This window comes from Pelomicrobium sp. G1, assembly GCF_051905455.1.
In the GTDB taxonomy this organism is placed as follows: Bacteria; Pseudomonadota; Gammaproteobacteria; order Burkholderiales; family UBA6910; genus Pelomicrobium.
Map to the genome: position 1 here is coordinate 42,691 of NZ_JBQACR010000016.1, position 22,648 is coordinate 65,338.

27 protein-coding genes are annotated in these 22,648 nt (G+C 69.2%); 16 read left to right on the forward strand and 11 right to left on the reverse strand.

From position 1 onward, the window contains the following. The first annotated feature begins 74 nt into the window (after positions 1 to 74). Complete coding sequence (hemW, locus tag ACTFO6_RS14595; RefSeq protein ID WP_439935248.1) at positions 75 to 1,301, forward strand: radical SAM family heme chaperone HemW; 1,227 nt, start codon at positions 75 to 77, stop codon at positions 1,299 to 1,301. A gap of 119 nt (positions 1,302 to 1,420) precedes the next feature. Further along, the gene (locus ACTFO6_RS14600) at positions 1,421 to 1,708 is read left to right on the forward strand and encodes a coiled coil domain-containing protein (protein WP_439935177.1); all 288 of its coding nucleotides are present in this window, start codon (positions 1,421 to 1,423) and stop codon (positions 1,706 to 1,708) included. A 143-nt stretch (positions 1,709 to 1,851) separates the two neighbouring features. On the opposite strand, the gene msrB is transcribed toward ACTFO6_RS14600, so the two are convergent. Further along, positions 1,852 to 2,418: a peptide-methionine (R)-S-oxide reductase MsrB gene (msrB, locus tag ACTFO6_RS14605; protein ID WP_439935178.1), complete on the reverse strand. Its 567-nt coding sequence runs from the start codon at positions 2,416 to 2,418 to the stop codon at positions 1,852 to 1,854. A gap of 174 nt (positions 2,419 to 2,592) precedes the next feature. Here msrB and ACTFO6_RS14610 point away from each other — a divergent pair, with 174 nt between their 5' ends. The 3 genes from ACTFO6_RS14610 to ACTFO6_RS14620 all read left to right on the forward strand — a co-directional run bounded on the left by ACTFO6_RS14610 (position 2,593) and on the right by ACTFO6_RS14620 (position 4,302). Beyond that, positions 2,593 to 3,063 (forward strand): GNAT family N-acetyltransferase, encoded by a 471-nt coding sequence (locus ACTFO6_RS14610; RefSeq protein WP_439935179.1) that lies wholly within the window; start codon positions 2,593 to 2,595, stop codon positions 3,061 to 3,063. An 89-nt stretch (positions 3,064 to 3,152) separates the two neighbouring features. Then, positions 3,153 to 3,626, forward strand: a complete 474-nt coding sequence (locus ACTFO6_RS14615) for a GNAT family N-acetyltransferase (RefSeq protein ID WP_439935180.1) — start codon at positions 3,153 to 3,155, stop codon at positions 3,624 to 3,626. 4 nt (positions 3,627 to 3,630) lie between these two features. Beyond that, positions 3,631 to 4,302, forward strand: a complete 672-nt coding sequence (locus ACTFO6_RS14620; protein WP_439935181.1) for a DUF6882 domain-containing protein — start codon at positions 3,631 to 3,633, stop codon at positions 4,300 to 4,302. A 172-nt stretch (positions 4,303 to 4,474) separates the two neighbouring features. Here the strand turns inward: ACTFO6_RS14620 and ACTFO6_RS14625 are convergent, their stop codons facing one another. Beyond that, complete coding sequence (locus ACTFO6_RS14625) at positions 4,475 to 4,696, reverse strand: hypothetical protein (RefSeq protein ID WP_439935182.1); 222 nt, start codon at positions 4,694 to 4,696, stop codon at positions 4,475 to 4,477. 74 nt (positions 4,697 to 4,770) lie between these two features. Between ACTFO6_RS14625 and ACTFO6_RS14630 the strand changes: the two genes are divergently transcribed. Together ACTFO6_RS14630 and ACTFO6_RS14635 are read left to right on the forward strand one after the other, a co-directional pair. Beyond that, positions 4,771 to 6,249: a phospholipase D-like domain-containing protein gene (locus ACTFO6_RS14630; RefSeq protein ID WP_439935183.1), complete on the forward strand. Its 1,479-nt coding sequence runs from the start codon at positions 4,771 to 4,773 to the stop codon at positions 6,247 to 6,249. Continuing rightward, positions 6,246 to 7,370 carry an FAD-dependent oxidoreductase gene (locus ACTFO6_RS14635; RefSeq protein ID WP_439935184.1) on the forward strand — a complete coding sequence of 375 codons (1,125 nt, stop codon included), beginning with the start codon at positions 6,246 to 6,248 and terminating at the stop codon, positions 7,368 to 7,370. Before ACTFO6_RS14630 ends, ACTFO6_RS14635 begins: the two co-directional genes overlap by 4 nt. Here ACTFO6_RS14635 and ACTFO6_RS14640 read toward each other — a convergent pair. Continuing rightward, complete coding sequence (locus tag ACTFO6_RS14640; protein ID WP_439935185.1) at positions 7,358 to 7,630, reverse strand: hypothetical protein; 273 nt, start codon at positions 7,628 to 7,630, stop codon at positions 7,358 to 7,360. The two genes, ACTFO6_RS14635 and ACTFO6_RS14640, sit on opposite strands and share 13 nt — an antisense overlap. A gap of 267 nt (positions 7,631 to 7,897) precedes the next feature. On the opposite strand from ACTFO6_RS14640, the gene ACTFO6_RS14645 reads away from it, so the two are divergent. Further along, entirely contained in the window at positions 7,898 to 9,154 is a 1,257-nt protein-coding gene (locus ACTFO6_RS14645; RefSeq protein WP_439935186.1) for an FAD-dependent oxidoreductase, read from the forward strand. Beyond that, a complete protein-coding gene (locus tag ACTFO6_RS14650) occupies positions 9,151 to 10,005 on the forward strand; it encodes a glycosyltransferase family 2 protein (protein ID WP_439935187.1) in 855 nt (284 codons plus the stop codon). The genes ACTFO6_RS14645 and ACTFO6_RS14650 overlap by 4 nt, the downstream gene beginning before the upstream one ends. 31 nt (positions 10,006 to 10,036) lie before the next feature. On the opposite strand, the gene ACTFO6_RS14655 is transcribed toward ACTFO6_RS14650, so the two are convergent. The 4 genes from ACTFO6_RS14655 to ACTFO6_RS14670 form a co-directional block, all read right to left on the reverse strand. Then, positions 10,037 to 10,366, reverse strand: a complete 330-nt coding sequence (locus tag ACTFO6_RS14655) for a PGPGW domain-containing protein (protein ID WP_439935188.1) — start codon at positions 10,364 to 10,366, stop codon at positions 10,037 to 10,039. Between the two features lie 87 nt (positions 10,367 to 10,453). Continuing rightward, positions 10,454 to 11,062, reverse strand: a complete 609-nt coding sequence (gene thrH / locus ACTFO6_RS14660) for a bifunctional phosphoserine phosphatase/homoserine phosphotransferase ThrH (protein ID WP_439935189.1) — start codon at positions 11,060 to 11,062, stop codon at positions 10,454 to 10,456. Positions 11,063 to 11,129: 67 nt separating this feature from the next. Beyond that, positions 11,130 to 11,594: a sortase domain-containing protein gene (locus ACTFO6_RS14665; RefSeq protein WP_439935190.1), complete on the reverse strand. Its 465-nt coding sequence runs from the start codon at positions 11,592 to 11,594 to the stop codon at positions 11,130 to 11,132. A gap of 157 nt (positions 11,595 to 11,751) precedes the next feature. After that, positions 11,752 to 11,916, reverse strand: coding sequence for a hypothetical protein (locus ACTFO6_RS14670; protein ID WP_439935191.1), 165 nt, complete (start codon positions 11,914 to 11,916; stop codon positions 11,752 to 11,754). Positions 11,917 to 12,121: 205 nt separating this feature from the next. Here ACTFO6_RS14670 and pdsR point away from each other — a divergent pair, with 205 nt between their 5' ends. From pdsR to ACTFO6_RS14685, 3 genes are all read left to right on the forward strand, one after another. Then, positions 12,122 to 12,826, forward strand: a complete 705-nt coding sequence (gene pdsR, locus ACTFO6_RS14675) for a proteobacterial dedicated sortase system response regulator (protein WP_439935192.1) — start codon at positions 12,122 to 12,124, stop codon at positions 12,824 to 12,826. Next, entirely contained in the window at positions 12,823 to 14,934 is a 2,112-nt protein-coding gene (gene pdsS / locus ACTFO6_RS14680) for a proteobacterial dedicated sortase system histidine kinase (RefSeq protein WP_439935193.1), read from the forward strand. The genes pdsR and pdsS overlap by 4 nt, the downstream gene beginning before the upstream one ends. Before the next feature lie 72 nt (positions 14,935 to 15,006). Continuing rightward, positions 15,007 to 15,426, forward strand: coding sequence for a hypothetical protein (locus tag ACTFO6_RS14685; protein WP_439935194.1), 420 nt, complete (start codon positions 15,007 to 15,009; stop codon positions 15,424 to 15,426). A gap of 49 nt (positions 15,427 to 15,475) precedes the next feature. Here ACTFO6_RS14685 and ACTFO6_RS14690 read toward each other — a convergent pair whose 3' ends face one another. Next, positions 15,476 to 17,293: a M61 family metallopeptidase gene (locus tag ACTFO6_RS14690; protein WP_439935195.1), complete on the reverse strand. Its 1,818-nt coding sequence runs from the start codon at positions 17,291 to 17,293 to the stop codon at positions 15,476 to 15,478. Positions 17,294 to 17,478: 185 nt separating this feature from the next. On the opposite strand from ACTFO6_RS14690, the gene ACTFO6_RS14695 reads away from it, so the two are divergent. The 4 genes from ACTFO6_RS14695 to ACTFO6_RS14710 all read left to right on the forward strand — a co-directional run bounded on the left by ACTFO6_RS14695 (position 17,479) and on the right by ACTFO6_RS14710 (position 20,457). Continuing rightward, a complete protein-coding gene (locus ACTFO6_RS14695; protein WP_439935196.1) occupies positions 17,479 to 17,985 on the forward strand; it encodes a sigma-70 family RNA polymerase sigma factor in 507 nt (168 codons plus the stop codon). Continuing rightward, a complete protein-coding gene (locus ACTFO6_RS14700) occupies positions 17,982 to 18,734 on the forward strand; it encodes an anti-sigma factor family protein (protein ID WP_439935197.1) in 753 nt (250 codons plus the stop codon). Before ACTFO6_RS14695 ends, ACTFO6_RS14700 begins: the two co-directional genes overlap by 4 nt. Before the next feature lie 106 nt (positions 18,735 to 18,840). Further along, a complete protein-coding gene (msrP, locus tag ACTFO6_RS14705) occupies positions 18,841 to 19,788 on the forward strand; it encodes a protein-methionine-sulfoxide reductase catalytic subunit MsrP (RefSeq protein WP_439935198.1) in 948 nt (315 codons plus the stop codon). Positions 19,789 to 19,800: 12 nt separating this feature from the next. After that, the gene (locus ACTFO6_RS14710; protein WP_439935199.1) at positions 19,801 to 20,457 is read left to right on the forward strand and encodes a sulfite oxidase heme-binding subunit YedZ; all 657 of its coding nucleotides are present in this window, start codon (positions 19,801 to 19,803) and stop codon (positions 20,455 to 20,457) included. Positions 20,458 to 20,532: 75 nt separating this feature from the next. Here the strand turns inward: ACTFO6_RS14710 and ACTFO6_RS14715 are convergent, their stop codons facing one another. The 3 genes from ACTFO6_RS14715 to lptM form a co-directional block, all read right to left on the reverse strand. Then, positions 20,533 to 20,973 carry a histone gene (locus ACTFO6_RS14715; RefSeq protein WP_439935200.1) on the reverse strand — a complete coding sequence of 147 codons (441 nt, stop codon included), beginning with the start codon at positions 20,971 to 20,973 and terminating at the stop codon, positions 20,533 to 20,535. A 181-nt stretch (positions 20,974 to 21,154) separates the two neighbouring features. Beyond that, positions 21,155 to 22,405 (reverse strand): diaminopimelate decarboxylase, encoded by a 1,251-nt coding sequence (gene lysA, locus ACTFO6_RS14720; RefSeq protein WP_439935201.1) that lies wholly within the window; start codon positions 22,403 to 22,405, stop codon positions 21,155 to 21,157. Next, positions 22,402 to 22,647, reverse strand: coding sequence for an LPS translocon maturation chaperone LptM (gene lptM / locus ACTFO6_RS14725; protein WP_439935202.1), 246 nt, complete (start codon positions 22,645 to 22,647; stop codon positions 22,402 to 22,404). Before lptM ends, lysA begins: the two co-directional genes overlap by 4 nt. Position 22,648: the final 1 nt, after the last annotated feature.

The window sequence follows — 22,648 nt, forward strand, 5'->3', positions numbered from 1 at the left end:
GGGGCTTCGGGGGCCTGCCCTATAATGGGGGCGTTTCTTCCCCAGGAATCTTCCCCGTGTCCGCCGTGGTTTCCATGACCGCCCGTGGTCCGGCCCTTCCCCGCCGGCCGCAACTTAAGGCGCTGCCGCCCCTCGCCCTCTATATTCACGTGCCCTGGTGCGCGCGCAAGTGCCCCTACTGCGATTTCAACTCCCATGAGGTGCGCGGCGGGATTCCGGAGGAACGCTATATCGAGGCCCTCATCCGGGACCTGGAGCTGGCGCTGCCCGAGATCTGGGGCCGGCGCGTCCATAGCGTATTCTTCGGCGGCGGGACACCGAGCTTGCTCTCCCCCGAGGCGGTGGACGCGATCCTGTCCGCCGTTCGGGCCCGCGTGCCCCTGGACGTTTACGCCGAGATCACCCTGGAGGCCAACCCGGGCACGGTGGAGGCGGCGAAGTTCGCGGGCTTCCGCGCCGCGGGCGTGAACCGGCTCTCCCTGGGCATCCAGAGCTTCGACGACCGGATGCTCCGGGCCATCGGGCGGGTGCACGACGGGGCTCAGGCCCGCCGGGCCCTGGAGCTGGCCCTCGCCGCCTTCGAGCACGTGAACCTGGACCTCATGTATGGGCTGCCCGGGCAGACGCTGGAAGCGTGCCGGCGCGACGTCGAGACGGCGGCGGCCTCGGGTGCGCCCCATGTCTCGGCGTACCACCTGACCATCGAGCCTAACACCTATTTCCACCGTTACCCGCCCGTGGTCCCCGACGAGGACGCCGCTGCGGCCATGGAGGAAGGGGTGGAGGAGATCCTGGCCGCCCGGGGCTACGTCCATTACGAAACCTCCGCCTTCGCCCGGCCCGGCCGGGAGTGCCGCCACAACCTCAACTACTGGCGCTTCGGGGACTATCTGGGCATCGGCGCCGGCGCCCACTCCAAGGTCTCGTTTCTCGACCGCATCGTGCGCAGCCGGCGCTACAAGCAGCCCAAAACCTACATGGCGCGGGTGGAGCAGGGCGCGCCGGTCGAGGCGGTCCAGGAAGTGTCGGTGGAGGAGCTGCCCTTCGAGTTCATGATGAACGCCCTGCGCTTGAACCAGGGCTTCGAGCTGGCCCTGTTCGAGGAGCGCACGGGGCTGCCCCTCGCCGCGGTGATCCCTACACTGGATCTGGCCGAAACGAAGGGGTTGGTGGTGCGGGACCATCGCCGCGTCGCCCCGACGCTCCTGGGCCGCCGGTTCCTGAACGACTTACTGGCCCTGTTTCTCCCTGGCCAGGCGCCCGGGCGGCAGGCCCATGAGCCCTTTTACCGAGCATCCTAAAAAATGCTTGACGACGCTCGGCCCTCTCCCCCCTCTCTCCCAGAGGGAGAGAGGGGGGACAGCGGTAAATGGTTAGTCAACCATTTACCGGAGGCTCAATAGATGGAGAGGAGGCACCCATGGAAACCAAGGAAGACTACATCAAGCGGCTTCAGACCCAGTTGGACCAGTGGAAGGCCGAGATCGACCGGCTCAAGGCCAAGGCCGAACAGGCCGAAGCGAGCCTGCGCAGCGAGTATCACCAGCAGATCCAGGCCCTGCGCGCCCGCCAGGACGCGGCCCGCCAGAAGCTGGACGAACTGCGCCGGGCGAGCGAGGGCGCTTGGCAAGAGCTGAAGGCCGGCATGGACAAGGCGTGGAATGAGTTCCACGAGGCCCTCAAGTCGGCCCTATCCAAGTTGAAATAGCCGGCGCCATCCACCCTCTGCCACGTCCTGGCAAATCGCCTGGAGGAGGCCCTCGCCCTGGGGTTCAGGCCCCTTTCCGAGCTGCCGCTGGCCGCCGTCAGACCGTGTCCCGAGGGACGATGACGGTAGCGGCTGGGACGGAGTCAGGCCTTCCCGATCTTGGGAATGAAGCGCAGCGCCACGCCGTTGTTGCACCAGCGCTCCCCGGTGGGCGGCGGGCCGTCGTTGAAGACATGGCCATGATGCCCGCCGCAGCGCGCGCAGTGGTATTCGATGCGCGGCAGCAGCAGCTTGTAGTCCCGCTTGGTGGCGAAGACTCCGGGGATCGTGGTGAAGAAACTGGGCCAGCCGGTGCCGCTGTCGTACTTCATCGCCGAGGTGAACAGGGGGAGGCGGCAGCCGGCGCACACGTAAACGCCGGGGCGCTTTTCCTGGTTCAGGGGGCTCGTGAAGGGTCGCTCGGTGCCTTCCCGGCGCAGTACGCGGAATTGCTCCGACGTGAGAATCTTTTTCCACTCCTCATCGGAGCGTCGCAACGGCTCGGTCGTGAGGGCCACGTCCGCCCCGTCCGCCAGCAGGGCCTTCCAGTTCCTCTGCAGCTCTTCCACGCCCATGGTGACGCTCCCTTGCGGCGCCGCCAGCCCGGGACGCGCCAGCCAGAGCGTCCAAGGGGCGGCCGCCAAGGCCTTAAGCATCATACGCCGTTTCATGATTCCTCCGTTGGGCTTTGCGAATAAGACCGCCTGCCGAGCGGGCGAATTCCCGGTCCATGCCCCTTGGTCGGCGGGCGCGGGCCCGGGCTTGCGGCCCCGTGTCCCACGGGTGATGGGGGCGAGACGATGGAGTTTTCCGTTCGGCAACAGGAACGAGAAGGGGAGGTGCAGATGAGCGCAGTCCGTATTCGAGCAGCCAAGCTGGAAGATGCGCCGTCCATCGCCGTGCTCCTGCGAGCGCTGGAATGGTTCGGCGACCTCGGGGAGGAGCCGCGGGAGGCCACCGAGCGGCGGGTACGCCGCCACCTCTCGGCCTGTCTGGCGGACAACAGCCACTCGGTTTACGTGGCCGAGGCGGAAGAACGGGTCGTCGGCTATAGCTCGGTGCACTGGCTGCCCTACCTGTTTCTGCCCGGACCGGAGGGCTACATCTCCGAGCTCTTCGTGGAAGAGGCGTACCGGGGCCGTGGCGTAGGACGCTCCCTGGTGGAGGTCATCGTCGCCGAAGCCCACGGGCGGGGCTGCGCACGCCTGATGCTGCTCGTCGGTCGGGACCGGGAAGCGTACCGGCGCGGCTTCTACGCGAAGCGCGGCTGGATGGAGCGCCCCGAGATGGCCAATTTCGTCCTCCGGCTGGGGTGAAAAGGGGGCCCCGAGGCGCGGCCGGCCGGGTGCAGGAGGAAGGTGTAACATATCCGAACGGCCGCGACCGCTGCGGCCTGGATTGACCCATGGACGTGCTCCTCAGACCCGCGGCGCCCAAGGACAGCGCGGAGATTGCCGCTATGTCCCGCGACTTGATCGAAACGGGGCTCACCTGGTCCTGGACGCCGGCCCGGGTCGCCGCCAGCATCCGTCACCGGGAGACCATGGCCCTGGTGGCGGAGGCCCAGGGCCGGGTGGCGGGGTTCGCCATCATGGAGTTCGGCGACGAAACGGCCCACTTGAACCTGCTGGCCGTGCGGCCCAGGTTCCAGCGCCAAGGCGTCGCGCGCCGCCTGGTGGAGTGGCTGGAAGCCTCCTGCCGCACCGCCGGTATCCAGGTGGTTTACCTGGAGCTGAGGGCGGTGAACCGGGGGGCGCGGCAGTTCTACCAGTCCCTGGGCTACCGGGAGATCGCCCGCGCGCCCCGCTACTACGGGGGGCGGGAGATGGCAATCCGCATGGCCCATGACCTGGTTTGCGAGGTCGCCCCCGATCGCTAGCCCGATGGAAACCTTCAAGGACCTTCTGGCCCGCCACCTGGCCCTGTCCCTGGCCAAGCAGCAGGCCCTGGCCGAGTACCTGGGAGACCACCGCGGGCGGCTCCGCCTGGAGCGTGGCGTGGTGGATTTCGGCCGCTGCCGGGTGTTTCCGCTGCAGCTCCTGGGGACCGAGGTGGAAAAGGACAACACCTGGATCTGGGCTTGGGCCGATCCCCTCGGGGAATTTCCCGAGGAGATTCTGCTCGACGCGGAACGATTGCGGGAATACGGCCTGCGGCAAGACATCCCCATGCTGATCGAGCCCCGGCTGCCCCTGGCGGACATCGCCGGCCACGCCCTGGCTCTGGCGGCTTCCGGCGTGTGCGGGGCGGACGCCTATTACCGCGCCCCTAGCGCGGGCGGCGCCGTCTATTTCTTACTCCACGAGGCGCCCCTCGACCTGGATTTCACCGGGCGCCCCGACCTGATCGTGTCGTGCTTGAGGCGCGCGGTCCAGCTCTTCGAGGTGGATCATCGCGCCGTCACCCGCGCATGGATGCGCAACCTGTCCCTGGAGGTGGAGGAACTGCCCTCGCGCATGCTCGCCCGCCAGGAGGGGCGGCCCTTCCTCCTGGTGCGCTTCGACGAGGGAGGCCGCATCTCGGACATCGAGGCGCCGGCCGGCGAATCCCATTGAGCGGCGCGGCCCAGGCGCGGCTTAGCGTGCGGGCAAGGGGCCGGCGGGCGGCTGCATAGAGCGCGTACCCGCTGACGAAGAGCCCGAGCCCGGCGAGGGTGGCATCCCGAGGCAGATTCACCAGCAGGGTGACCCCCCAGGGCGAGACCCGCCAGGGTGAACGGGAGGAGCGCTAGCAGCTCCCTGCCGTCGGCGTCCCGGCGGGTGTGGTAGCCGAGAAGCAGGGCGGCGGGGCCAGGTCGAGCGCGCTGCACAAGGCGAGCACGAAGGGCAGCGAAAGGAAGTGGGGCAGGACCGGGACGGTGATGGGGGACGCACCGAAGCCCCTCATGCCGAAGACCACGTAGCCGGCGAAGATCACCAGCATCATCAGCGGGAGGGACTCGAGGGGCACGTGCGTGGGGCGTCTGCGCGCCCCGGGGCGGCGCACGGCGACCAGTATAATGCCCTTTCCCGGTACGGGCCTCTATGCCGCTCCCCGAATCCCTCGACGTCATCCGCGTCCTCGCCGACCAGGCGTTCTCCCGCTCCGCGGGGGCGCCCCTCGTCGCCGGCAACCGCGTGCGCGTGCTCTGCGACGCGACGGAGAACTACCCGGCGTGGGAGGCGGCCATCGAGGCCGCCCGCCGCCAGGTGTGCTTGGAGATGTACATCATCGATGACGACCGCACCGGCCGCCGGTTTGTGGAGCTACTCGCGCGCAAAGCCCGGGAGGGGGTGGCGGTGCGGGTGCTCTACGACTGGTTCGGGTCCCTGCGCGCCGGCTGGAGCCGCCTGTTTCAACCCCTAGTGGAAGCGGGGGGCGAGGCGCGTCCCTGCAATCCACCCCGGCTCACCGCGGCCTTCAGCGTCCTGTCCAGGGATCACCGCAAGCTTCTGGTGACGGACACCGAGGTGGCTTTCGTTTCCGGTCTTTGCATCGGCGACTCGTGGATGGGCGATCCCGCCCGGGGCCGGGAGCCCTGGCGCGACACGGGCGTGGAAATCCGCGGGCCCGCCGTGGCCGACCTCCTCTGGACTTTCGCCGAAGCCTGGGAGGACGCAGGCGGCAGCATCCCCGAGTCCCTCATCCCGGCGCGGGAATCGATTCCGGCCCGGGGCGAGGTGGCCCTGCGGGTGATCGGCGCCACCCCCGCCACCGCCAACCTCTACCGGTTGGATCTCCTGGTGGCGGCCCTCGCCCGCCACAGCCTGTGGCTCACCGACGCCTACTTCATGGCCACTCCCGTGTACCTGGAAGCCCTACGGGAGGCCGCCTCGGACGGGGTCGATGTGCGGCTGCTGGTGCCCCGCTCGAGCGACGTGCCGGTCATCGCCACCCTGTCCCGCACCCAGTACCGCCCGCTGCTGGAAGCGGGCATCCGCGTTTTCGAGTGGGACGGCCCCATGATCCACGCCAAGACCGCGGTGGCCGACGGGCGCTGGGCGCGGGTGGGCTCCACCAACCTGAACCTTTCCAGTTGGTTCGGCAACTGGGAGCTGGACGTGGCCATCGAGGACGCGGGCGTGGCGCAAGAGATGGAAGCGCGCTTCCTGCAGGACCTGCGCCGCTCGACGGAGATCGTCCTCTCGCCCCGGCAGCGGGTGGTGCTGTCCAGTCCCCGCCAGCGGCTCAAGGCCATGCGGGAGCGGGCCCGCTCCAGCGCCCGGGGGGCGGTGCGCTACGCGGCTCACTTGGGGGGCGCGGCGGCCGCGGCGGTGCGCGGGCGCCGTCCCCTGGACGCGGCCGAGGCCCGGGCCCTCGCTGCCATCGGCGCCGTCCTGATGGCCGCATCCTTCCTCGCCTGGCGCTATCCCTATGTCATCGCCGCGCCCGCGGTGGTGGCGCTCTTCTGGGTCGGCCTCACCGCCGCGGCGCGCTCTGTGAACCTGCTCTGGCGCCGCCGCTCCGAGGCCGGGCGCGGCGACGCGGATGGGGTTGCCTCCCGGCGGGCGGGAAACCCGTGAGCCGGTGCCGGGTGGTGCTGGTGGGCGCCGGCCACGCGCACCTGCACGTGGCGCTTAACGCCCAGGCCTTCCGCGCCCGAGGCGCGGAGCTCGTCCTGGTGGATCCCGGCCGGCTGTGGTATTCCGGCATGGCCACCGGCATGCTGGGCGGCCAGTACGAGCCGGACGACGACCAGATCGATCCCTGCCCGGTGATCGAGGCGAACGGCGGCCGGTTCGTGCTGGACCGGGCGGTGGGCCTGGACCGGACAGGCCGGGAGGTGATCCTCGCCTCCGGCGCGCGTCTCGCCTACGATTGCGTGTCCTTCAACGTGGGGAGCGAAGTGGCGGCCGATCCCGCCTGGATGGGTCTCCACGACGTCTGGCCGGTGAAGCCCATCTTGGGGCTGGTGCGGCTCAGGCGGCGGCTGGAGGAGACTTTCCGCGCCCGGCCCTCTCGACTCGTCCGGGTGGCGGTGATCGGCGGCGGCGCCACTGGCGGCGAGGTGACCGCCAACGTGGACGCCCTGGCGCGGCGCCGCGGCGGGCGGGTGCAGATCACCCTGGTGGAGCAGGGCGGGCGCCTCCTCCCGGGCTATCCCGCCGGCGCCGGACGGGTGTTGCTCCGGGCGCTGCAGCGGCGGGGCATCGAGGTACTGTTTCACTTCCGTGCCCGTGCCGTGCGCCAAGGCGAGCTGGAGTCCGAGGACGGCCACATCGCGAAATGGGACGTGCTGGTGGTGGCCACCGGCCTGAAACCCGCCGGTCTGGTTTCCCAGCTCGGGCTTCCGGTGGCGGAAGACGGGGGACTTCAAGTCTCCGCCACCCTTTCCTCGGTCGCCGATGGGCGGGTGTTCGCCGCGGGCGATTGCGCCGCCCTGGAAAACCACCGGCTGCCCAAACTGGGCGTGTACGGCGTGCGCCAGGGCCGCGTGCTGCTGGAAAACCTTCTGGCGCGGGCGGCGGGCGGCGGGCTCCGCCGCTACCGCCCCCAGGCCTTCGCCCTCTCCATCCTCAACCTGGGGGACGGGGAAGCCCTCACCGCCTGGGGTCCCTTTTACTGGAAAGGGCGATGGTGTATGGGCTGGAAGGAGTGGCTGGATCGCCGCTTCGTGGAACGGTACAGGCGTTATGCCCGTTGAGGAGTGGCGGGCTCTTTCTGTCTTTTAAGCCACGCATGGCCCGCGGGACTCAGGCTGTACTGGTCGTCGGCCCCGTCCAGGTAGGACGCGTGGATGAGGCCCGCCACCTCCAGCCGGGTCAAGGCCTCGCCCACGGCCTCCAGGGGCATGGACAGGCGCCGGGCCAGCACCCGGGCGGAAGCGGCCTGCAGGCGGGCGATCTCCACCAGGAGCCGCCGTGGCTCGATCGCCGTTTTTTCGCGGGTGTCGCCGTCGTACATGGGTTCCTGGCGCCCGAGGCGCGGCGATGGGATTTCCCGAAACTGTAGAAAAAACACCTTGGTAATTTTTAGATAGCTCAAAAGCGGGCGGGTTTCAGGGAAGAATCTGTTAACAAGTGTGAAGGCGGAAGCCGAAACGCGCCGTTCCGGTAAGACTTTCCGAGCGGCGGCGGCGAGCCCCGACCGGCGGGCCGCGAGGACGGGCCGCCGCAACGGCGGGTGGGAGTGGTGGGATCGGCTCCCCGCCGGAAAAAAGGGAGGATCGGCATGCCAGGCGGATCGCTGGGATGTCCCCGGGTCGTGGTGCTGGGCGCAGGGCTCACGGGCGTGGGCGTCGCCCTGGAACTGGCCCGCCGCCGCGTAGCGGTGACCCTGGTGGATCAAGACCCGTGGCCCATGAATCGGGCCAGCTTGCGCAACGAGGGCAAGATCCACCTGGGTTTCATTTATGCCGCCGACAAAACCCTGTCCACCGCCCGGCTACAGCTCATGGGGGCGCTGCGCTTTCGCGCCCTGCTTTCCCGCTGGATCGGCAGCCGCGCCGATCGGCTGCGCCGATCTACCCCCTTTGTCTACCTGGTCGCCCGCGATTCCCTGCTGTCGGTAGAGGCGCTGGATCACCACTACGCCGCGGTGCAGTCCCTTTACCGGGAAGGATTGGCCCAGGCGCCCGAGCACGACTACTTGGGCGAGCGGCCCGAGACCCTCTACGCGCCTTGTCCCCTCGACCGGCTCGGGCGGTGGTTCGACGCCGGGCGCTTCGCCGGCGCCTTCCGCACCGAGGAGCGCGCCATCGACACCGGGGAGCTCGCCGCCCTGCTGCGGGAGGCAGTGAAGGCCTCCCCCCGGATTCGCTTCCTACCGCGGCATCGGGTGCTGGCCGTGGGCCGCGCCAACGGGGGCTTGCGGATCGAGGGCGAACATCCCGGCGGCCGGTGGCGTCTGGAGGCCGACCAGGTGGTCAACGCCCTGTGGGAGAACCGGCTGGCCATCGATCGTACCGTGGGGCTTGCGGCGGAACCGGGATGGGTCCACCGGCTCAAGTACCGGGTGATCGCCCGCCTTCCCGGGTCGCTCCACGGCGCACCTTCCGCTACCATGGTCCTGGGCCGATATGGCGACGTGGTGGTGCGCCCCGACGGCACCGCCTATCTCTCCTGGTATCCCCTGGGGCTGCGCGGCTGGAGCCACGCCCTGGCGCCGCCCGCCGACTGGGACGGCCCGTGCCGGGGGGAAGTCTCGGCTGAGGAGCGCGACGCCCTGGCCCGAGGCCTGCTCGCTGCCATCGACGCGTGGTATCCCGGCATCGGGCGATCGGAGCCCCTGCTGGTGGATGCCGGGGCGATCGTCGCCTACGGCGCCACCGACGTGGACGATCCCGCCAGCCGGCTCCACGACCGCTCCCGCATCGGCGTGACCTCGATGGATGGCTACCACAGCGTCGATCCGGGCAAGCTCACCACGGCGCCGTTTTTCGCCAGCCTCGCGGCGGAGCGGATTCTGGGCACCGAGGCGGAGTCATGAGCCGCCCCGGCCCAGGCGCTCCGCCCGTGGTGGCTTGCCTTCCGGCGTGGAACGCCGAGCGCTTCATCGAGCGCACCCTTGCGTCCCTCGCCGCCCAGACGTATCCGAACCTGGAAATCCTCGTCTCGGACGACGCTTCCATCGATCGCACTCCAGAGATCTGCGCCCGTTTCGCCGCGGCCGACCGGCGCTTTCGCCTGCTGCGGCAGCCGCGGCGAAGGGGCTGGATCGGCAACGTCAACCAGCTTCTCGCCGCAGCGGACGGGAAGTACCTGTTCTTCGCCTTTCACGACGATCCGCTGCAACCCGCGTACGTGGCGCGGCTGGTGGATGCCCTGGAGAGCAACCCGCGGGCGGTCCTCGCCTTCTCCGATGTGGAGATCGATCACGGAGGCGCCGAGCGCCCGGTCTGGCGTTACACCGAGCTCGACGGGGTGGCCGAGCGCCTGGAACGGGGCCGGCGCCTGCTGCGCCGGGCAGGGCACTGGTGGATACCCAATCGGGGACTCTTCCGCGCCGAGGCGGCGCGGCGCGTCGGCGGGATGCGGGTCCACCCGGGCGGCGAATTCCAGGCGGACTGGCCCTGGCTCCTTCACTTGGCGCTGCTAGGGGAATTCGTTCGCGTGCCCGAGCCCCTGGTGCGCAAGACCTTCCGCCCGGGGGCGTTGCACCTCACCTGGCGCGGCACGCCGCGCCAGTGGCTGGGCGCGGGCTTGGCCTGCGCCCGCGTGGTGTTGCGCGCGCCCCTCCGGCCCGCCGAGCGTTGGGCGCTGGCGGCGAGCGGCGCGAAATACCTGTGGTGGCACCTGAATCGGCGGCTCGCCCGGCGCCGCTCCCGGAGAATCCCCTGAATCCGCCCACCTGGGCGCGGCGCAGGGAACGCTACCTCGAACCGCGGGGAGGGCGGTTGCGCCACCGTTGCCGCAGGCGCTTCCATGCCGGGCGCAGCCACCGCTCGGCCCGGTCCAGGGCCCGGGCCACCGTGAGGGAGGTGCTGCCCAGCAGGGTGAGGCCCACCAGGGCCACCAGCAGGCCTGGCCCCGGCATCGCCATGAGGAGGAGCCCGACGAAGACCAGCAGGAGACCGGCAAGGGCCACCAACACCCTGCCCCAGCCGTTCACCCTGGGGCGGCTGGAGCGGTGCCACTCCTGGAAGCGGTGGCCTGGCCTGCCCCGGCGCAACGCTTTCAAGCCCTCGATCCACCCCTTCATCGCCGATCCCCGCTGCTCGCCCCGTCAGGATACGGGAGAAGGCCCGGCGGGCAAACCGGAGCGCGGACGCCGGATGGGCTTTCCTCCTCAGAGCCGGGCGAGGACGGCGGTGAAGGCCGATTTCAGCTCTTCGTAGTTCCGGGCGATGGGGAACTGGGGGAATTCCCGGGCCACGTTCTCGGGCGGGCAGTAGAAGATGCCGGCGTCCGCCTCCGCCAGCATGGCGGTGTCGTTGTAGGAATCGCCGGCGGCTACCACCTTGAAGTTCAGGCCGTGGAAGGCCTTGACCGCTTCGCGCTTGGCGTCCTTCTGCCGCAGCCGGTAGTCCACGACGCGCCCGTTGCCGTCCACCGCCAGGCGGTGGCACAGCAGGGTCGGATATCCGAGGGAACGCATGAGGGGCAGGGCGAACTCGTAGTAGGTGTCCGAGAGGATCACCACCTGGCAGCGCTCCCGCAGCCAGTCCAGGAACTCCCGCGCCCCGGGCAACGGCTCCAAGGTGGCGATCACCGCCTGGATGTCGGGCAACCCCAAGTGATGTTGGTGGAGCAGCCGCAGGCGCTGGCGCATGAGCTGGTCGTAATCGGGAATGTCCCGGGTGGTGGCCCGCAGCTCGGGAATACCAGCGCGCTCGGCCAGGCCGACCCAGATTTCGGGGACTAGGACGCCTTCCAGATCGAGGCAAGCGATGTGCACGCAAGCGGCTCCCGGAGCGGAAAAGAGGGCCAGTATAAGCATTCGCGCCCTCCGCTCCAAGGCAAGCTCATTCGATCGCCCGGCAGCCTTCGGCCTCCCCTTGGGCGGCCGGCAGGGCCTCGTGCCGCTCGCAGCTCACCACGTAGCGCAGCGCTCCGCCGGACTCGGGGTTTTGGGAGGGATAGGGGCTCATCAGGGTGAGCACCTGGGCGAACGGATCCAGGTGCAGGGGCACCGCGCGCCGGTCGGCGACGAAATGCTCCTTCACCCGGTAGCGCCTTTCTTCGCCTCCGGGCGTCTCCAGCCGGATCTCGTCTCCCGGCCGCAACGCCTGGAGAAAGCGGAAATGGGCGCCGCCCGAGGCCGAGAGCACGAGATGGGCACGGCCCGCGCCGGGACCGGCGGCGCCCGCGGGGGGGTCCGGCGCCGGGCCGCATGCACCCATGTCCGCCAGCAGCAAGAGCTTGACCCCGAGGCGCGGGACGCTCAGCTTTGCGACGGGCCAGGCATCGGCCCAGGACCAGGGTTTCATGATCCGACCTCCTCGATGCGGGGCGTTCCCGACGTGGCCGTCTGTGGGAGTGGCAGGGTGTGTTCCGCCGCCTGGCGGAAGGGACACCCTGCGAGAGCGCACCCCCATTCGGTGGGCGACGGGCGTGCATGGTCGGCTGCGCCCGGACGCGGCGTGTTCAGAGGGATCCCGGGAACAAGGCGAGGAGCAGCACCAGGGCTCCCAGGACGAAGCTGGCGGCGAGGCCGGCGAGAACGCTCAAGCCCAGGGCGGACAGGGCATCGCGGACGAGCTCCGACCGCGGGAGCCGGCGGGTAGGGTGGAACGGTTGCATGGTACTCATTGTCTTCACCTCATCCATTGGAGCCGGCCGGGACGACCGGCCGCCGGGAGGAGATTCCACCGTGCCGGCGTGGCGGCGCGGGGGAAGCAAAAATGGAATTCCGAGGAGCAATTGGGGCAAAAAAATGGCAGATGGCCCGCCGGGATTCCCCGCGTCCAGCCGCGGCGCTATAGTCCCTGCAGGCTTTTCCAAAGTCATCACCGCCATGAGCCGACGCATCGCCATCGTGGAGGACGAGCCCGCCATCCGGGATAACTACGCGGACGCGCTGCGCCAGCGCCACTACGAAGTGGCCACCTATTCCAACCGGCGCGAGGCGCTGGAGGCGTTCCGGCTGCGGCTGCCCGACATGGCCATCATCGACATTGGGCTGGAGGACGAACCCGACGGCGGCTTCACCCTGTGCCGGGACCTGCGTGCCCTGTCGGCCACGCTGCCCATCATCTTCCTCACCGCCCGCGACAGCGATTTCGATACGGTGGCGGGGCTGCGCCTGGGCGCCGACGACTATCTCACCAAGGACGTGAGCCTGCCCCATCTCCTCGCCCGCATCGCGGCTCTGTTCCGGCGCAGCGACCTGGCGGGAAAGACGGCCGAGGCGGAGGACGTGCTGCGGCGCGGCCGGCTCACCCTGGATCTCAAGCGCATCGTGGCGCGCTGGAATGGGGAGCCGGTGGACCTCACCCTCACCGAGTTCTGGATGGTGCACGCCCTCGCCAAGTTTCCCGGCCACGTGAAGAGCCGGGACCAGTTGATGGCGGAGGCGCGCATGGTGGTGGACGACAGCACCATCACCTCCTACGTGAAGCGCATCCGCAAGAAGTTCGCGGCGCGCGACCCCGCCTTTGACTGCATCGAGACCGTCTACGGCATGGGTTACCGCTGGAACGACCCGCGCGCCGCCGAGTGATCCCTTTCAAGCCTACCCTCTCCATCCGCGCCAAGGTGCTGCTGGTGGCCGCGGTGCTGTTGACCATCCCGTGGCTCGGCTACCGCTACGTGGTGGAGATGGAGAAGTTCCTGCGGGAAGGCCAGGAGCGGACGGTGGCGGGCCTCGCCCGGGCGGTGGCCACCACCCTCCACGACCGGCCGCAGCTTTTCCTGGCGGGGCCGGCGGGCGAGCCGTCGCCTGCCGGGCTCATGGTGGCCAATCTCACCGCGGCGATGCGCTTGGACGGCCAGGCGTCCGACTGGGAACGCCAGGCCGTGACCCTCCATCAGCGCAGCCTGGGGGAGCTTTCCGCCGCGCCGGGAGGGCTCATCTTCTACTCCCTGTCCATGGACCTGCGGGCGGGAAGGTTCGGCCGCCACCTCTATCTTTTCGTGCGCGCCACCGACGACCGGGTGGTGAGACCCGCCGGCCAGGGCGAAGACCCGTGGCGGGCGGATCACCTCCTGCTGGAGATGGGAGGAGTCGGGGGCGAGCCGCGCCGCTGGCGCCTCACGGGCGATCGGGGCGGGCGGCTCCTGGCCGAAGGGGAGCAACCCGGCGGCCGATGGGAGCCCGACCCGGGCGTGGAAGGCGCGTGGCTGTGGGGCGAAACGGGCTATACCGCAGAGCTGCGCCTGCCCTTTGGCCTGGCGAGCGAGCGGGTGCGGCTTTTCGCCGTGGACGTGGACGCGGGCCGCGGCGCCCGGTCCGGAGCGCCGCCGGTGGAAGTGGCGACCCTCGCCTTTTCCGACACGGAGATCGATCTCATCATCAAGGGTCTCGCCCGGGCGAGCTCCCGCATCTGGGTGCTCGACGGAGCGCGCCGCGTTCTGGCCCAGGCCGGCAGCCTCCAGCCGCCTGCGCCGCAGGCCGGCAAGGACGGCGGGAGCGTGGGGGCGCGCCTGCGGGAGCACCTGCTGCGGCCCCTCTATGCCCTCATTCTGCAGCAGCCGGGAGAAACCCATGCCGAAGATTGGCCTGAGGAAGGGCGGCTCGAGGGACCCGAGGTGGAAGCGGCCCTCTCCGGCATCGCCACCACCCGCTGGCGCCGCCTGGCCGACGAGCGCGCCGCGGTGGTCTCGGCGGCTCACCCGGTGTGGAACGAGGACCGGGTCATGGGGGTGGTGCTGGTGGAGGAGAGCACCCAGCCGATCTTGAGCGTGCGCAACGAGGCCTTGGAAGCCCTTTTCGACCTGACGCTCGCCGTTTTCGTCCTGGGGGCGCTCGCCCTCTTCCTCTTCGCCCGCCACGTCTCGGTGCGCATCCGGCGCCTGCGGGACGCGGTGGACCGGGCCATCGATCCCCAGGGACGGGTGCGGAGGGAGATCGAGACCCCCGCTTCTGGGGACGAGATCGGCGACCTCGCCCGCAGCTTCGCCGCGATGCTGGCGCGGTTGCGCCAGTACACCGGATATCTGGAACAGATGGCGAGCCGCCTGTCCCACGAGTTCCGCACCCCCATCGCCGTGGTGCGCTCTTCCCTGGAAAACCTGAAGGGACAACCCCTGCCCGGGGAAGCCCAGGTCTATCTCGATCGGGCCGAGCAGGGACTTGCGCGCCTCTCCACCATTCTCACCCGCATGACCGAGGCGACGCGGCTCGAGCAAGCCCTCGCCCGAGCGGAGCGGGAACCCTTCGATCTCGTCCAAGTGATCTCGGGCTGCGTGGAAGGCTACCGGACCGCCTATCCCGGACGCGAGCTGGTCTTTCACCTGGGGGCCAGCGGACCAATGGGGATGATGGGGGTGCCCGACCTCATCGCCCAGCTTCTCGACAAGCTGGTGGCGAACGCCATGGACTTCGCCCGACCCGGGACGTCCGTCACAGTGCGCCTGGAGCGGGACGGAAACCAGGCCCTGCTGCGGGTGCTGAACGAAGGCCCCCGGCTCCCCGCCGAGATGCAGGGCCGCCTCTTCGAGTCCATGGTATCGCTGCGGCCCGACGGCAAGGAATCCGGCGAGCCCCACCTGGGGCTGGGACTCTACATCGTGCGCCTAATCGCCGAGTTCCACGGAGGCAGCGCCGCGCTGGCGAACCGGGAGGACGTGGACGGAGTAGTGGTCACGGTAAGACTGCCCCTCGTCTGAGGGGGCGGCCCGCGGCTACCGGCGGGGTCTCAAGCCAGCGTACAATCCTCTTTCCTTTCGGAGTTTCCTCCCATGGGCCCTGGGGAGCGCATCCGCCGGCTTGGCTTCAGGCGCTGGTACGAACGCCAGCTCATCGAAAGCCACGCCTACCTCGTGACCTGTTTCCTGTGCATGCTGGTGGTGGCTGCGACGCTGGAAGGCTTCAGTTTCCGGGGGCCGGGGCTGGAGCCTTTCGCCCTGCTCACCCTCGCCTTCGGCGGCGGCGCCTTGAGCCTCTTCTCCTGGGGGCGCTACAAAATCACCATGAACCTGGCCGAGCGGCTGGCGGACCACGCCACCTGCCTCCGCTGTCGCACCTATGGCGCGTTCACCGTCACGGCGTGGGGACCTCACGAGGACTCGGCGTCGAAGGACGATGGAGAGGCCGAAGCGGCGGAGCCCTGGCTCCAGGTGCGCTGCCGCAAGTGCGGCCACGAGTGGACCATCCACTGATGGCCTTCTTTCACAATGGTTTTATGGCCGCGGGTGATCCCCGCCGCGCTCACTTGCCCAGCCAGCCCTTGAGCCGCCCGGCGAAGCGGGCCGAGGAATCCAGGGTGAGATAGCACGTGTCGAGGGGTGCGGCGCCGAGGGTCAAGCGCCGGACGAACAGTTCGTCCCGGCGGAAGCCGGTCGCTTCCACGTTGTCTCCGGGCCGATAGCGGGCGAGGCGCGCTTCCAGATTGGAAGGCGTGACCCGCAGTCCATCCAGGGCGACGAGAGTATCGCCTGCGGCAAGCCCCGCCGCCTGGGCGGGCCCGCCGTCCAGCACGTGGGTGAGCTTCACCTCGTCCCCGTTGCCGGAAGTGCGGGCGCCCAGGGTGACCCGCTCCTGGAGCTTAGCGGCGGGCTTTCCTGCCGGCTTTCCTCCCTTGTCCGTCGCCGACTCCGCGGGGCGCAGCGCCATCTTCACCCCGAAGCGGGCAAGCAGGTTTTTGAGGGGCAGCTCCTCGGTGGAACGCAGCGCCTGGTCGAAGAAGGCGCCAAGCTTCAATCCGGTCACCTCTTCCGCGAGCCGCTCGATCCCGTCTTCGGGCACGGGCACGCCCGTCAGGCCGTGCCTGCGCCACAGCGCCCGCATCACCTCGTCCAGGCTCTTACGGCCGCGGGTGCGGTCGCGGATCAGAAGGTCCAGGCACAGGGCGATGAGGCTTCCCTTGGTGTAGTAGCTCACCACCGCGTTGGGCGTGTTCTCGTCCTGGCGGTAGTACTTGATCCAGGCGTCCCAGCTCGATTCCGTCACCGTTTGCTTGGTGCGGCCAGGGGTGCGCAGGAGCTGGGTGATGGCCTGGCCCAAAAGCTCCAGGTAGTCCTGCCGCGGGATCAGCCCGCAGCGCACGAGGGCGAGATCGTCATAGTAGGAGGTGAAGCCTTCGAACGCCCAGAGCAGCGTGGTGTAGCATTCCCGATCCAGGTCATAAGGGGAAAAGGCGGATGGCCGGATGCGCTTCACGTTCCAGGTGTGGAAGTACTCGTGGCTCGCGAGCCCCAGGAACCGGCGGTAGCCTTCGGTCACCTCCTTGACTCCGGAGCGGGGCAGATCGTTCCGGGCGACGAGCAGCGCCGTCGAGGCGCGATGCTCGAGCCCTCCGTAGCCTTCGCCCACCGCGGTCACCAGGAACAGGTAGCGGTCGAAGGGAGCCGGCTCGCCGAAAAAGCGGATATGATACTCGCATAATCGCTGCAGGTCCCGGGACAGGCGCGGGAGGTCCGCATCGCTCACGCCGGTGAGGGCCACTTCGTGGGGCACGCCGCAGGCGCGGAAGCGCGCCAGCCGGAACTCCCCCATTTCCACGGGATGGTCGATCAGCTCGTCATAGTCCCGGGCGGCGTAGCGGCCGAAGCCGTGGGCCTCGACGCTGTCCCGGGCGAGGGTGGTGGCCACCCGCCAGGCCCGGTAACGGGCGCCCCGGGGCGGCGCGATCTCCACCCGGCAGGGCTGCCTTTCCTTTCCCGGCACCCGCAGGAACACGCACGGGCCGTTGAAGAAACCGTGGGAGGTATCCAGGTGGGCGCCCCGCACCGACAGGTCCCAGGCGTACACCTCCATGGTCACCGTCACCGGGCCGGGCGCGGAGTCGCAGCGCCAGGTATGCTTGTCCACCTTCTCGATGGTGAGAGGTTTCCCGCCACTCGCGGCCCGGATCGTCACCACGTGTTTGGCGAAATCCCGGATCATGTAGCTGCCGGGGATCCACGCCGGCAGGGCGAAGTGCTGGCCCTCCGGATCGGGATCGTTCACCGTGCAGCTCACCTCGAACAGGTGGGCCTCGGGGGACTTGGGAAAGATGCGGTAGGTAATGGGCTGAGCGCGTGTCATGGTGCCGGAGCGGTGGAATGGGTTCGCCGCATTGTAGCGTCGCCGCTTTCGCGAGCCTATCGCGGGAAAGGGAATAAACCCCCGCCCGGCCCTGTTTATACTTGCAGACCCGTTTTCGCGCCGGGTCGAGGCGGCGGGGCCGGGGCCCGTAAGCAGCCGGCCGCCGCCAAGGCGAGGGACCATCGATGAACGAGACGGAGAAAATCGCGGCCCTCATTCCCCGGCTGCGACGCTACGCCCGGGCCTTACTGGGGGATCCCGGCGCGGCCGACGACCTGGTGCAGGACACCCTAGAGCGGGCCTGGCGCAAGGCGGCCCTGTGGCGGCCGGGCACCGACCTGCGGGCGTGGCTGTTCGCCATCATGCACAACCTGTTCGTGAACCAGGTGCGGGCGCGGAGAAGGGACGTGGAGATCCCGCTGGACGAGACCGGGCTGGAGCGCCCTACCGCCGCCGACGCTTCGGCCGGGGTGCAGTTGCTCGATCTCGCTTCCGCCCTGGCCCGGCTGCCCCCCGAGCAGCGGGAGGTGCTGTTGCTGGTGGGATTGGAAGAATTGACCTACCGGGAGGCGGCCCACGTCCTGGGCGTGCCCGTCGGCACGGTCATGTCCCGGCTCGCCCGGGGACGGGAGCGGTTGCGGCGATTGATGAACGGCGAGGGCGGCGCGCCTTCGTTGCGAGTGGTGAAATGAAGAACGACCCTGTCGTCGAAGCGGATTTGCACGCCTATCTGGACGGGGAGCTTCCCCCCGAACGGCGGCCGGAAGTGCAGGCGCACCTGGCGGCCCACGCTGAGGACGCGGCGCGGCTTGCCGCCTACGCCGAGCAGAAACGGGCGCTCCACGCTTCGTACGATGCCGTGATGGACGAGCCTGTGCCGCAGCGGCTGCGGCCGACGGCCGGAGGCCGGCGCGTTCTGGTCTGGCGGGCGGCGGCAGCCGCGGCCTGGATGGTCTTGGGCGGGGCAATCGGCTGGAGCCTGAAGCCCCCGTCCCAGCCTGCTTCCTCGGCGCCGGAGACCCTGGCCCGGCGGGCGGCGGTGGCCCATACCGTCTATACCCCCGAGGTGCGCCATCCCGTGGAGGTGGGGGCGGAGCAGGAGCAACATCTGGTGGCTTGGTTGTCGAAACGACTGGGGGCACCGGTCAAGGCTCCGTCCCTGGCCGCTGAAGGCTATGTCCTGGTGGGCGGCCGGCTCCTCGCTGACGAGGCGGGGCCGGCGGCCCAGTTCATGTACGAAAACGCCCAGGGACAGCGTCTAACCCTGTACGTACGGCGACGGGCGGAGGCCGGGGAGACGGCGTTTCGCTTCGCCCAGGAAGGCGGCGTAGCCATTTTCTACTGGATCGACCGGGAATTCGGCTACGCCCTGTCGGGCAATCTCGCGAAGGAGGAATTGCAGCGGCTCGCCTTCGCAGCCTATCGCCAACTGAGCGAGTAGCGAGCCTGCGCCCCTTGCTTCCGGCGATTGCCGGCGGGCGCCGCGGTCTTTCCTGTAAGGGGGACGGAGGCGGGGGCGACTAAAGCCGCAAAGGGAAGAGAGCGCGATGGTGATCAAGCAGCCGAGCGACGTGTTACCTTCGGAGATCACACCCAAGGAGGCGTATCTCCGGCGCCGGGAATTCCTCAAGGCCGCGCTCGCCCTGGGCTTGGGCGCAGGGCTGGCGGCGCGGGCCGCGGAAAGTGGCAGCGCGCGGCTTCCCGAGGTGCGCAAATCCCCCATGAGCACGCCGGAGCCGCCCACCTCCTACAAGGACATCACCCGCTATAACAACTTCTACGAATTCGGCACGGACAAGGGCGACCCCGCCGAGCGGGCCCATCTGCTCAAGACCCGCCCCTGGACGGTGGCGGTGGAAGGACTGGTGCGCCGCCCTCGGGTGTACGACATCGACGAGCTGCTCAAGCTCGCGCCGCTGGAGGAGCGCATCTACCGGCTGCGCTGCGTGGAGGCCTGGTCCATGGTGGTGCCCTGGGTCGGCTATTCCCTGTCCGAGCTCATCCGGCAGGTGGAGCCTCTAGGCAGCGCCAAGTACGTCGAATTCACCACGCTGCTGCGACCCGCGGAGATGCCCGGCCAGCGCCTGCCCATCCTCGCCTGGCCCTACGTGGAGGGGCTGCGCCTGGACGAGGCGCTCCATCCCCTCACCCTCTTGTGCGTGGGCCTGTACGGCGAGGTGCTGCCCAACCAGAACGGGGCGCCGGTGCGTATCGTAGTGCCCTGGAAGTATGGCTTCAAGAGCGGGAAATCCATCGTGAAGATTCGCTTTACCGAGTTCCAACCCAGGACCTCGTGGAACCTGGCGGCACCCCACGAATATGGATTCTACGCCAACGTCAATCCCACAGTGGATCATCCGCGCTGGAGCCAGGCCAAGGAGCGGCGCATCGGCGAGGGATTTTTCGCCCCCAAGCGGGACACCCTCATGTTCAACGGCTATGCCGAGCAGGTGGCCCATCTCTACGCCGGCATGGACCTGAAAAAACACTTCTGAGCCGCCGGCGCCATGGCAGCCACCCTAGCTCAGCCTTCCCTCGAGCGCATACGCGACTTCAAGCGCTTGCTGTTCTTGCTGGGCCTCGCGCCCCTCGCGCGCCTCGTCTGGCTGGGGTTCGACGACGGCCTGGGGGCCAATCCGGTGGAATTCATCACCCGCTCCACGGGTTTCTGGACCCTCGCCTTCCTCACCCTCACCCTGGCGGTGACCCCGCTGCGGCGCCTCCTCGGGTGGCCGTGGCTGCTGCGGCTGCGGCGCATGCTGGGCCTGTACGCCTTCTTCTACGCCTGCCTGCATTTCTCCACCTACCTGGTCCTGGACCAGTTTTTCGATCTGGCGGCCATCGTGCAGGACGTGGCGAAGCGCCCCTACGTCACCGTGGGCTTCACCTGTTTCCTGCTCCTGATCCCCCTGGCGGCCACCTCCACCGACCGCATGATCCGGCGTCTCGGCGCCCGCCGCTGGCAGCGGCTACACCGGCTGGTCTATGTCATCGGCATCGGCGGAGTGATCCACTTCTGGTGGCTGGTCAAGGCGGACGTGACCCGGCCCGCGCTCTTCGCCGCCGCGCTCGCCCTCCTGTTGGGCAGCCGCGTGGTGCACGCCTTCCGCAGCCGCGCCCTTTCCCTGTGGCGCGTGGGGCGGGCCGGCGTCGAGGCGGAATGAAAAGAAGGCAAGGATAGAAACGACCCGGCGGCCGGGCGCGGGACAAGGCTCGCAAGGGCCGCCGGGAGACGGCCGTCAGGCGCCGAGCGCGCCGGTGGCGGCCACGCGCTTGCGCGCCGGGCTTTTTCTGGCGGGTTTCCTGGCGCTCGATTTCCCCGCGGGCTTTTTCCTGGCCGCCGCCGATTTTCTGGCGGGCGCTTTTTTCCTGGTGGCCGGCCGCTGCGGGTTCTTGCGGATCTTTTTCGCCGCCGGTTTCTTCACCGTCTTGCGGGCTGCGGGATTGGCGGCTTTTCTGGCGGGCTTCTTGCGCGCGCTCTTCCTGGGCGCCGCTTTCTTGGGCGTCGCCTTGCGCACGCTCTTTCTGGCGGATGCCTTGCGCGCAGCAGGCTTGGTCGCGAGCTTCTTCTTTGCAGCGCTCTTCTTCGCCGCTGGTTTCTTTCTGCTTACTGCCATCTCCATGCTCCTTTCTTCGGTCCAGGCTCCAAGTTGGATGGATGCTGCGGCGCTGCGCCGCACTTCCGAGCCCGCTGCGCCGCTTCCGCTGGCGTCCAATGACGCTCAATGATGGACGAAAACGATCGACGCTCCGGCTCGGTAAGTCGATTCTATGGTCTCGGGCAGCGACGCACAACAGCGAGCTTCGAGACAAGCGTCTTGAGGCGCGCCGCGGCGTTGCATTTTTCCCACACTTGGCGGATCAATCCGGCAGGCGTCTTTCCAGGGCGATCAACTGCTCGACGGTTTCGCGGCTGCGGATCAGGTGTACCCGGTCGCGGTCCGCCATCACCTCCGCCGCGCGCGGGCGCGTGTTGTAGTTGGAGCTCATGCTCATGCCGTACGCGCCGGCGGAGCCGATCGCCAGGAGGTCGCCCTCCGCCAGGGCAAGCTCGCGATCGCGGGCGAGAAAATCGCCGCTCTCGCACACCGGTCCGACCACGTCGTAGACGGCGCTCGCCCGCGCGGCCTCCTGCACGACCGGCAGGACCTCGTGATAGGCGTCGTAGAGGGAAGGGCGCATGAGATCGTTCATGGCTGCGTCCACCACCGCGAAGTTCTTCGTTTCCCCGTGCTTTAAGTATTCGACCCGCGTCACCAGCACGCCGGCGTTGCCCGCCAGGGCGCGGCCAGGCTCGACGATGAGCCGCTCCCGGCGCCCGCGCAGCAATCCGACGAGGGCGCGGCCGTACGCCTCGATCGACGGCGGCCGCTCGTCGCGATAGCGGATGCCGAGGCCGCCGCCCAGGTCGACGTGGGCGAGGGGCATGCCTTCCGCGGCGAGACGGTCGGCGAGCTCGAGGACTCTGCGCGCCGCCTCGACGAAGGGATCCAGCTCGGTGAGCTGGGAGCCGATGTGGCAGCCGATGCCCGCCACCGCGAGATGGGGCAGGCGCCGCGCCTCCCGGTACAGAGGCAGGGCTTCGGCGAAGGGGACGCCGAACTTGTTCTCCTTGAGCCCGGTAGCGATGTACGGATGGGTCTTCGGATCCACGTCCGGGTTCACCCGCAGGCTCACGCTCGCCCGCGCGGAGAGCGCCGCCGCGACCCGGTTGAGGCGCTGCAGCTCGCTTTCCGATTCCACGTTGAAGCACAGCACCCCGGCGGCGAGCGCCTCCCGCATCTCCGCCTCGGTCTTGCCCACGCCGGAAAACACCACCCGGCGCGCGTCGCCGCCCGCCGCCAGCACACGCTTGAGCTCCCCGCCGGAGACGATGTCGAAGCCGCTGCCCAGGCGCGCCAGGAGATCCAGGATGGCCAGGTTGGAATTGGCCTTGACCGCGTAGCACACCAGGTGGGGATGCCCCGCCAGGGCCTGGTCGAAAGCGCGATAGGCTTCGGTAAAGGCGGCGCGGGAATAAACGAAGCACGGGGTGCCGAAACGGGCCGCGATTTCGGTGAGCGGCATGTCTTCGGCGTGCAGCACGCCGTCGCGGTAATGAAAGGCGCTCATTCTTGTCTAGGGGCCGCGTCCCGGGAAGCAGGCGCGCTCTTCTCTTCTGGCAGGTAGAGCGGACCCTTGAAGCCGCAACCGTTCAGGAACGCGAGAAGGAGGAAGAGGGGCAGCAGGGCGCGCATGGCTGGACCGCGGATCATGGCGGCAATGATAGCCGAGATCGAAAGCGGTAAGGGACCGACCGCCCCCAGGAGCTGGGCGACTGGGGATGGGTCCGCAGCCTGCCTCTGCCGGGCCACG

Bases quoted from the DNA above. Each gene is read 5' to 3' on its own strand.
- hemW (WP_439935248.1), top strand. From the start codon at position 75: ATGACCGCCCGTGGTCCGGCCCTTCCCCGCCGGCCGCAACTTAAGGCG.
- ACTFO6_RS14600 (WP_439935177.1), top strand. From the start codon at position 1,421: ATGGAAACCAAGGAAGACTACATCAAGCGGCTTCAGACCCAGTTGGAC.
- msrB (WP_439935178.1), bottom strand. From the start codon at position 2,418: ATGAAACGGCGTATGATGCTTAAGGCCTTGGCGGCCGCCCCTTGGACG.
- ACTFO6_RS14610 (WP_439935179.1), top strand. From the start codon at position 2,593: ATGAGCGCAGTCCGTATTCGAGCAGCCAAGCTGGAAGATGCGCCGTCC.
- ACTFO6_RS14615 (WP_439935180.1), top strand. From the start codon at position 3,153: ATGGACGTGCTCCTCAGACCCGCGGCGCCCAAGGACAGCGCGGAGATT.
- ACTFO6_RS14620 (WP_439935181.1), top strand. From the start codon at position 3,631: ATGGAAACCTTCAAGGACCTTCTGGCCCGCCACCTGGCCCTGTCCCTG.
- ACTFO6_RS14630 (WP_439935183.1), top strand. From the start codon at position 4,771: ATGCCGCTCCCCGAATCCCTCGACGTCATCCGCGTCCTCGCCGACCAG.
- ACTFO6_RS14640 (WP_439935185.1), bottom strand. From the start codon at position 7,630: ATGTACGACGGCGACACCCGCGAAAAAACGGCGATCGAGCCACGGCGG.
- ACTFO6_RS14645 (WP_439935186.1), top strand. From the start codon at position 7,898: ATGCCAGGCGGATCGCTGGGATGTCCCCGGGTCGTGGTGCTGGGCGCA.
- ACTFO6_RS14650 (WP_439935187.1), top strand. From the start codon at position 9,151: ATGAGCCGCCCCGGCCCAGGCGCTCCGCCCGTGGTGGCTTGCCTTCCG.
- ACTFO6_RS14655 (WP_439935188.1), bottom strand. From the start codon at position 10,366: ATGAAGGGGTGGATCGAGGGCTTGAAAGCGTTGCGCCGGGGCAGGCCA.
- ACTFO6_RS14665 (WP_439935190.1), bottom strand. From the start codon at position 11,594: ATGAAACCCTGGTCCTGGGCCGATGCCTGGCCCGTCGCAAAGCTGAGC.
- ACTFO6_RS14670 (WP_439935191.1), bottom strand. From the start codon at position 11,916: ATGAGTACCATGCAACCGTTCCACCCTACCCGCCGGCTCCCGCGGTCG.
- pdsR (WP_439935192.1), top strand. From the start codon at position 12,122: ATGAGCCGACGCATCGCCATCGTGGAGGACGAGCCCGCCATCCGGGAT.
- ACTFO6_RS14685 (WP_439935194.1), top strand. From the start codon at position 15,007: ATGGGCCCTGGGGAGCGCATCCGCCGGCTTGGCTTCAGGCGCTGGTAC.
- ACTFO6_RS14690 (WP_439935195.1), bottom strand. From the start codon at position 17,293: ATGACACGCGCTCAGCCCATTACCTACCGCATCTTTCCCAAGTCCCCC.
- ACTFO6_RS14695 (WP_439935196.1), top strand. From the start codon at position 17,479: ATGAACGAGACGGAGAAAATCGCGGCCCTCATTCCCCGGCTGCGACGC.
- ACTFO6_RS14700 (WP_439935197.1), top strand. From the start codon at position 17,982: ATGAAGAACGACCCTGTCGTCGAAGCGGATTTGCACGCCTATCTGGAC.
- msrP (WP_439935198.1), top strand. From the start codon at position 18,841: ATGGTGATCAAGCAGCCGAGCGACGTGTTACCTTCGGAGATCACACCC.
- ACTFO6_RS14710 (WP_439935199.1), top strand. From the start codon at position 19,801: ATGGCAGCCACCCTAGCTCAGCCTTCCCTCGAGCGCATACGCGACTTC.
- lysA (WP_439935201.1), bottom strand. From the start codon at position 22,405: ATGAGCGCCTTTCATTACCGCGACGGCGTGCTGCACGCCGAAGACATG.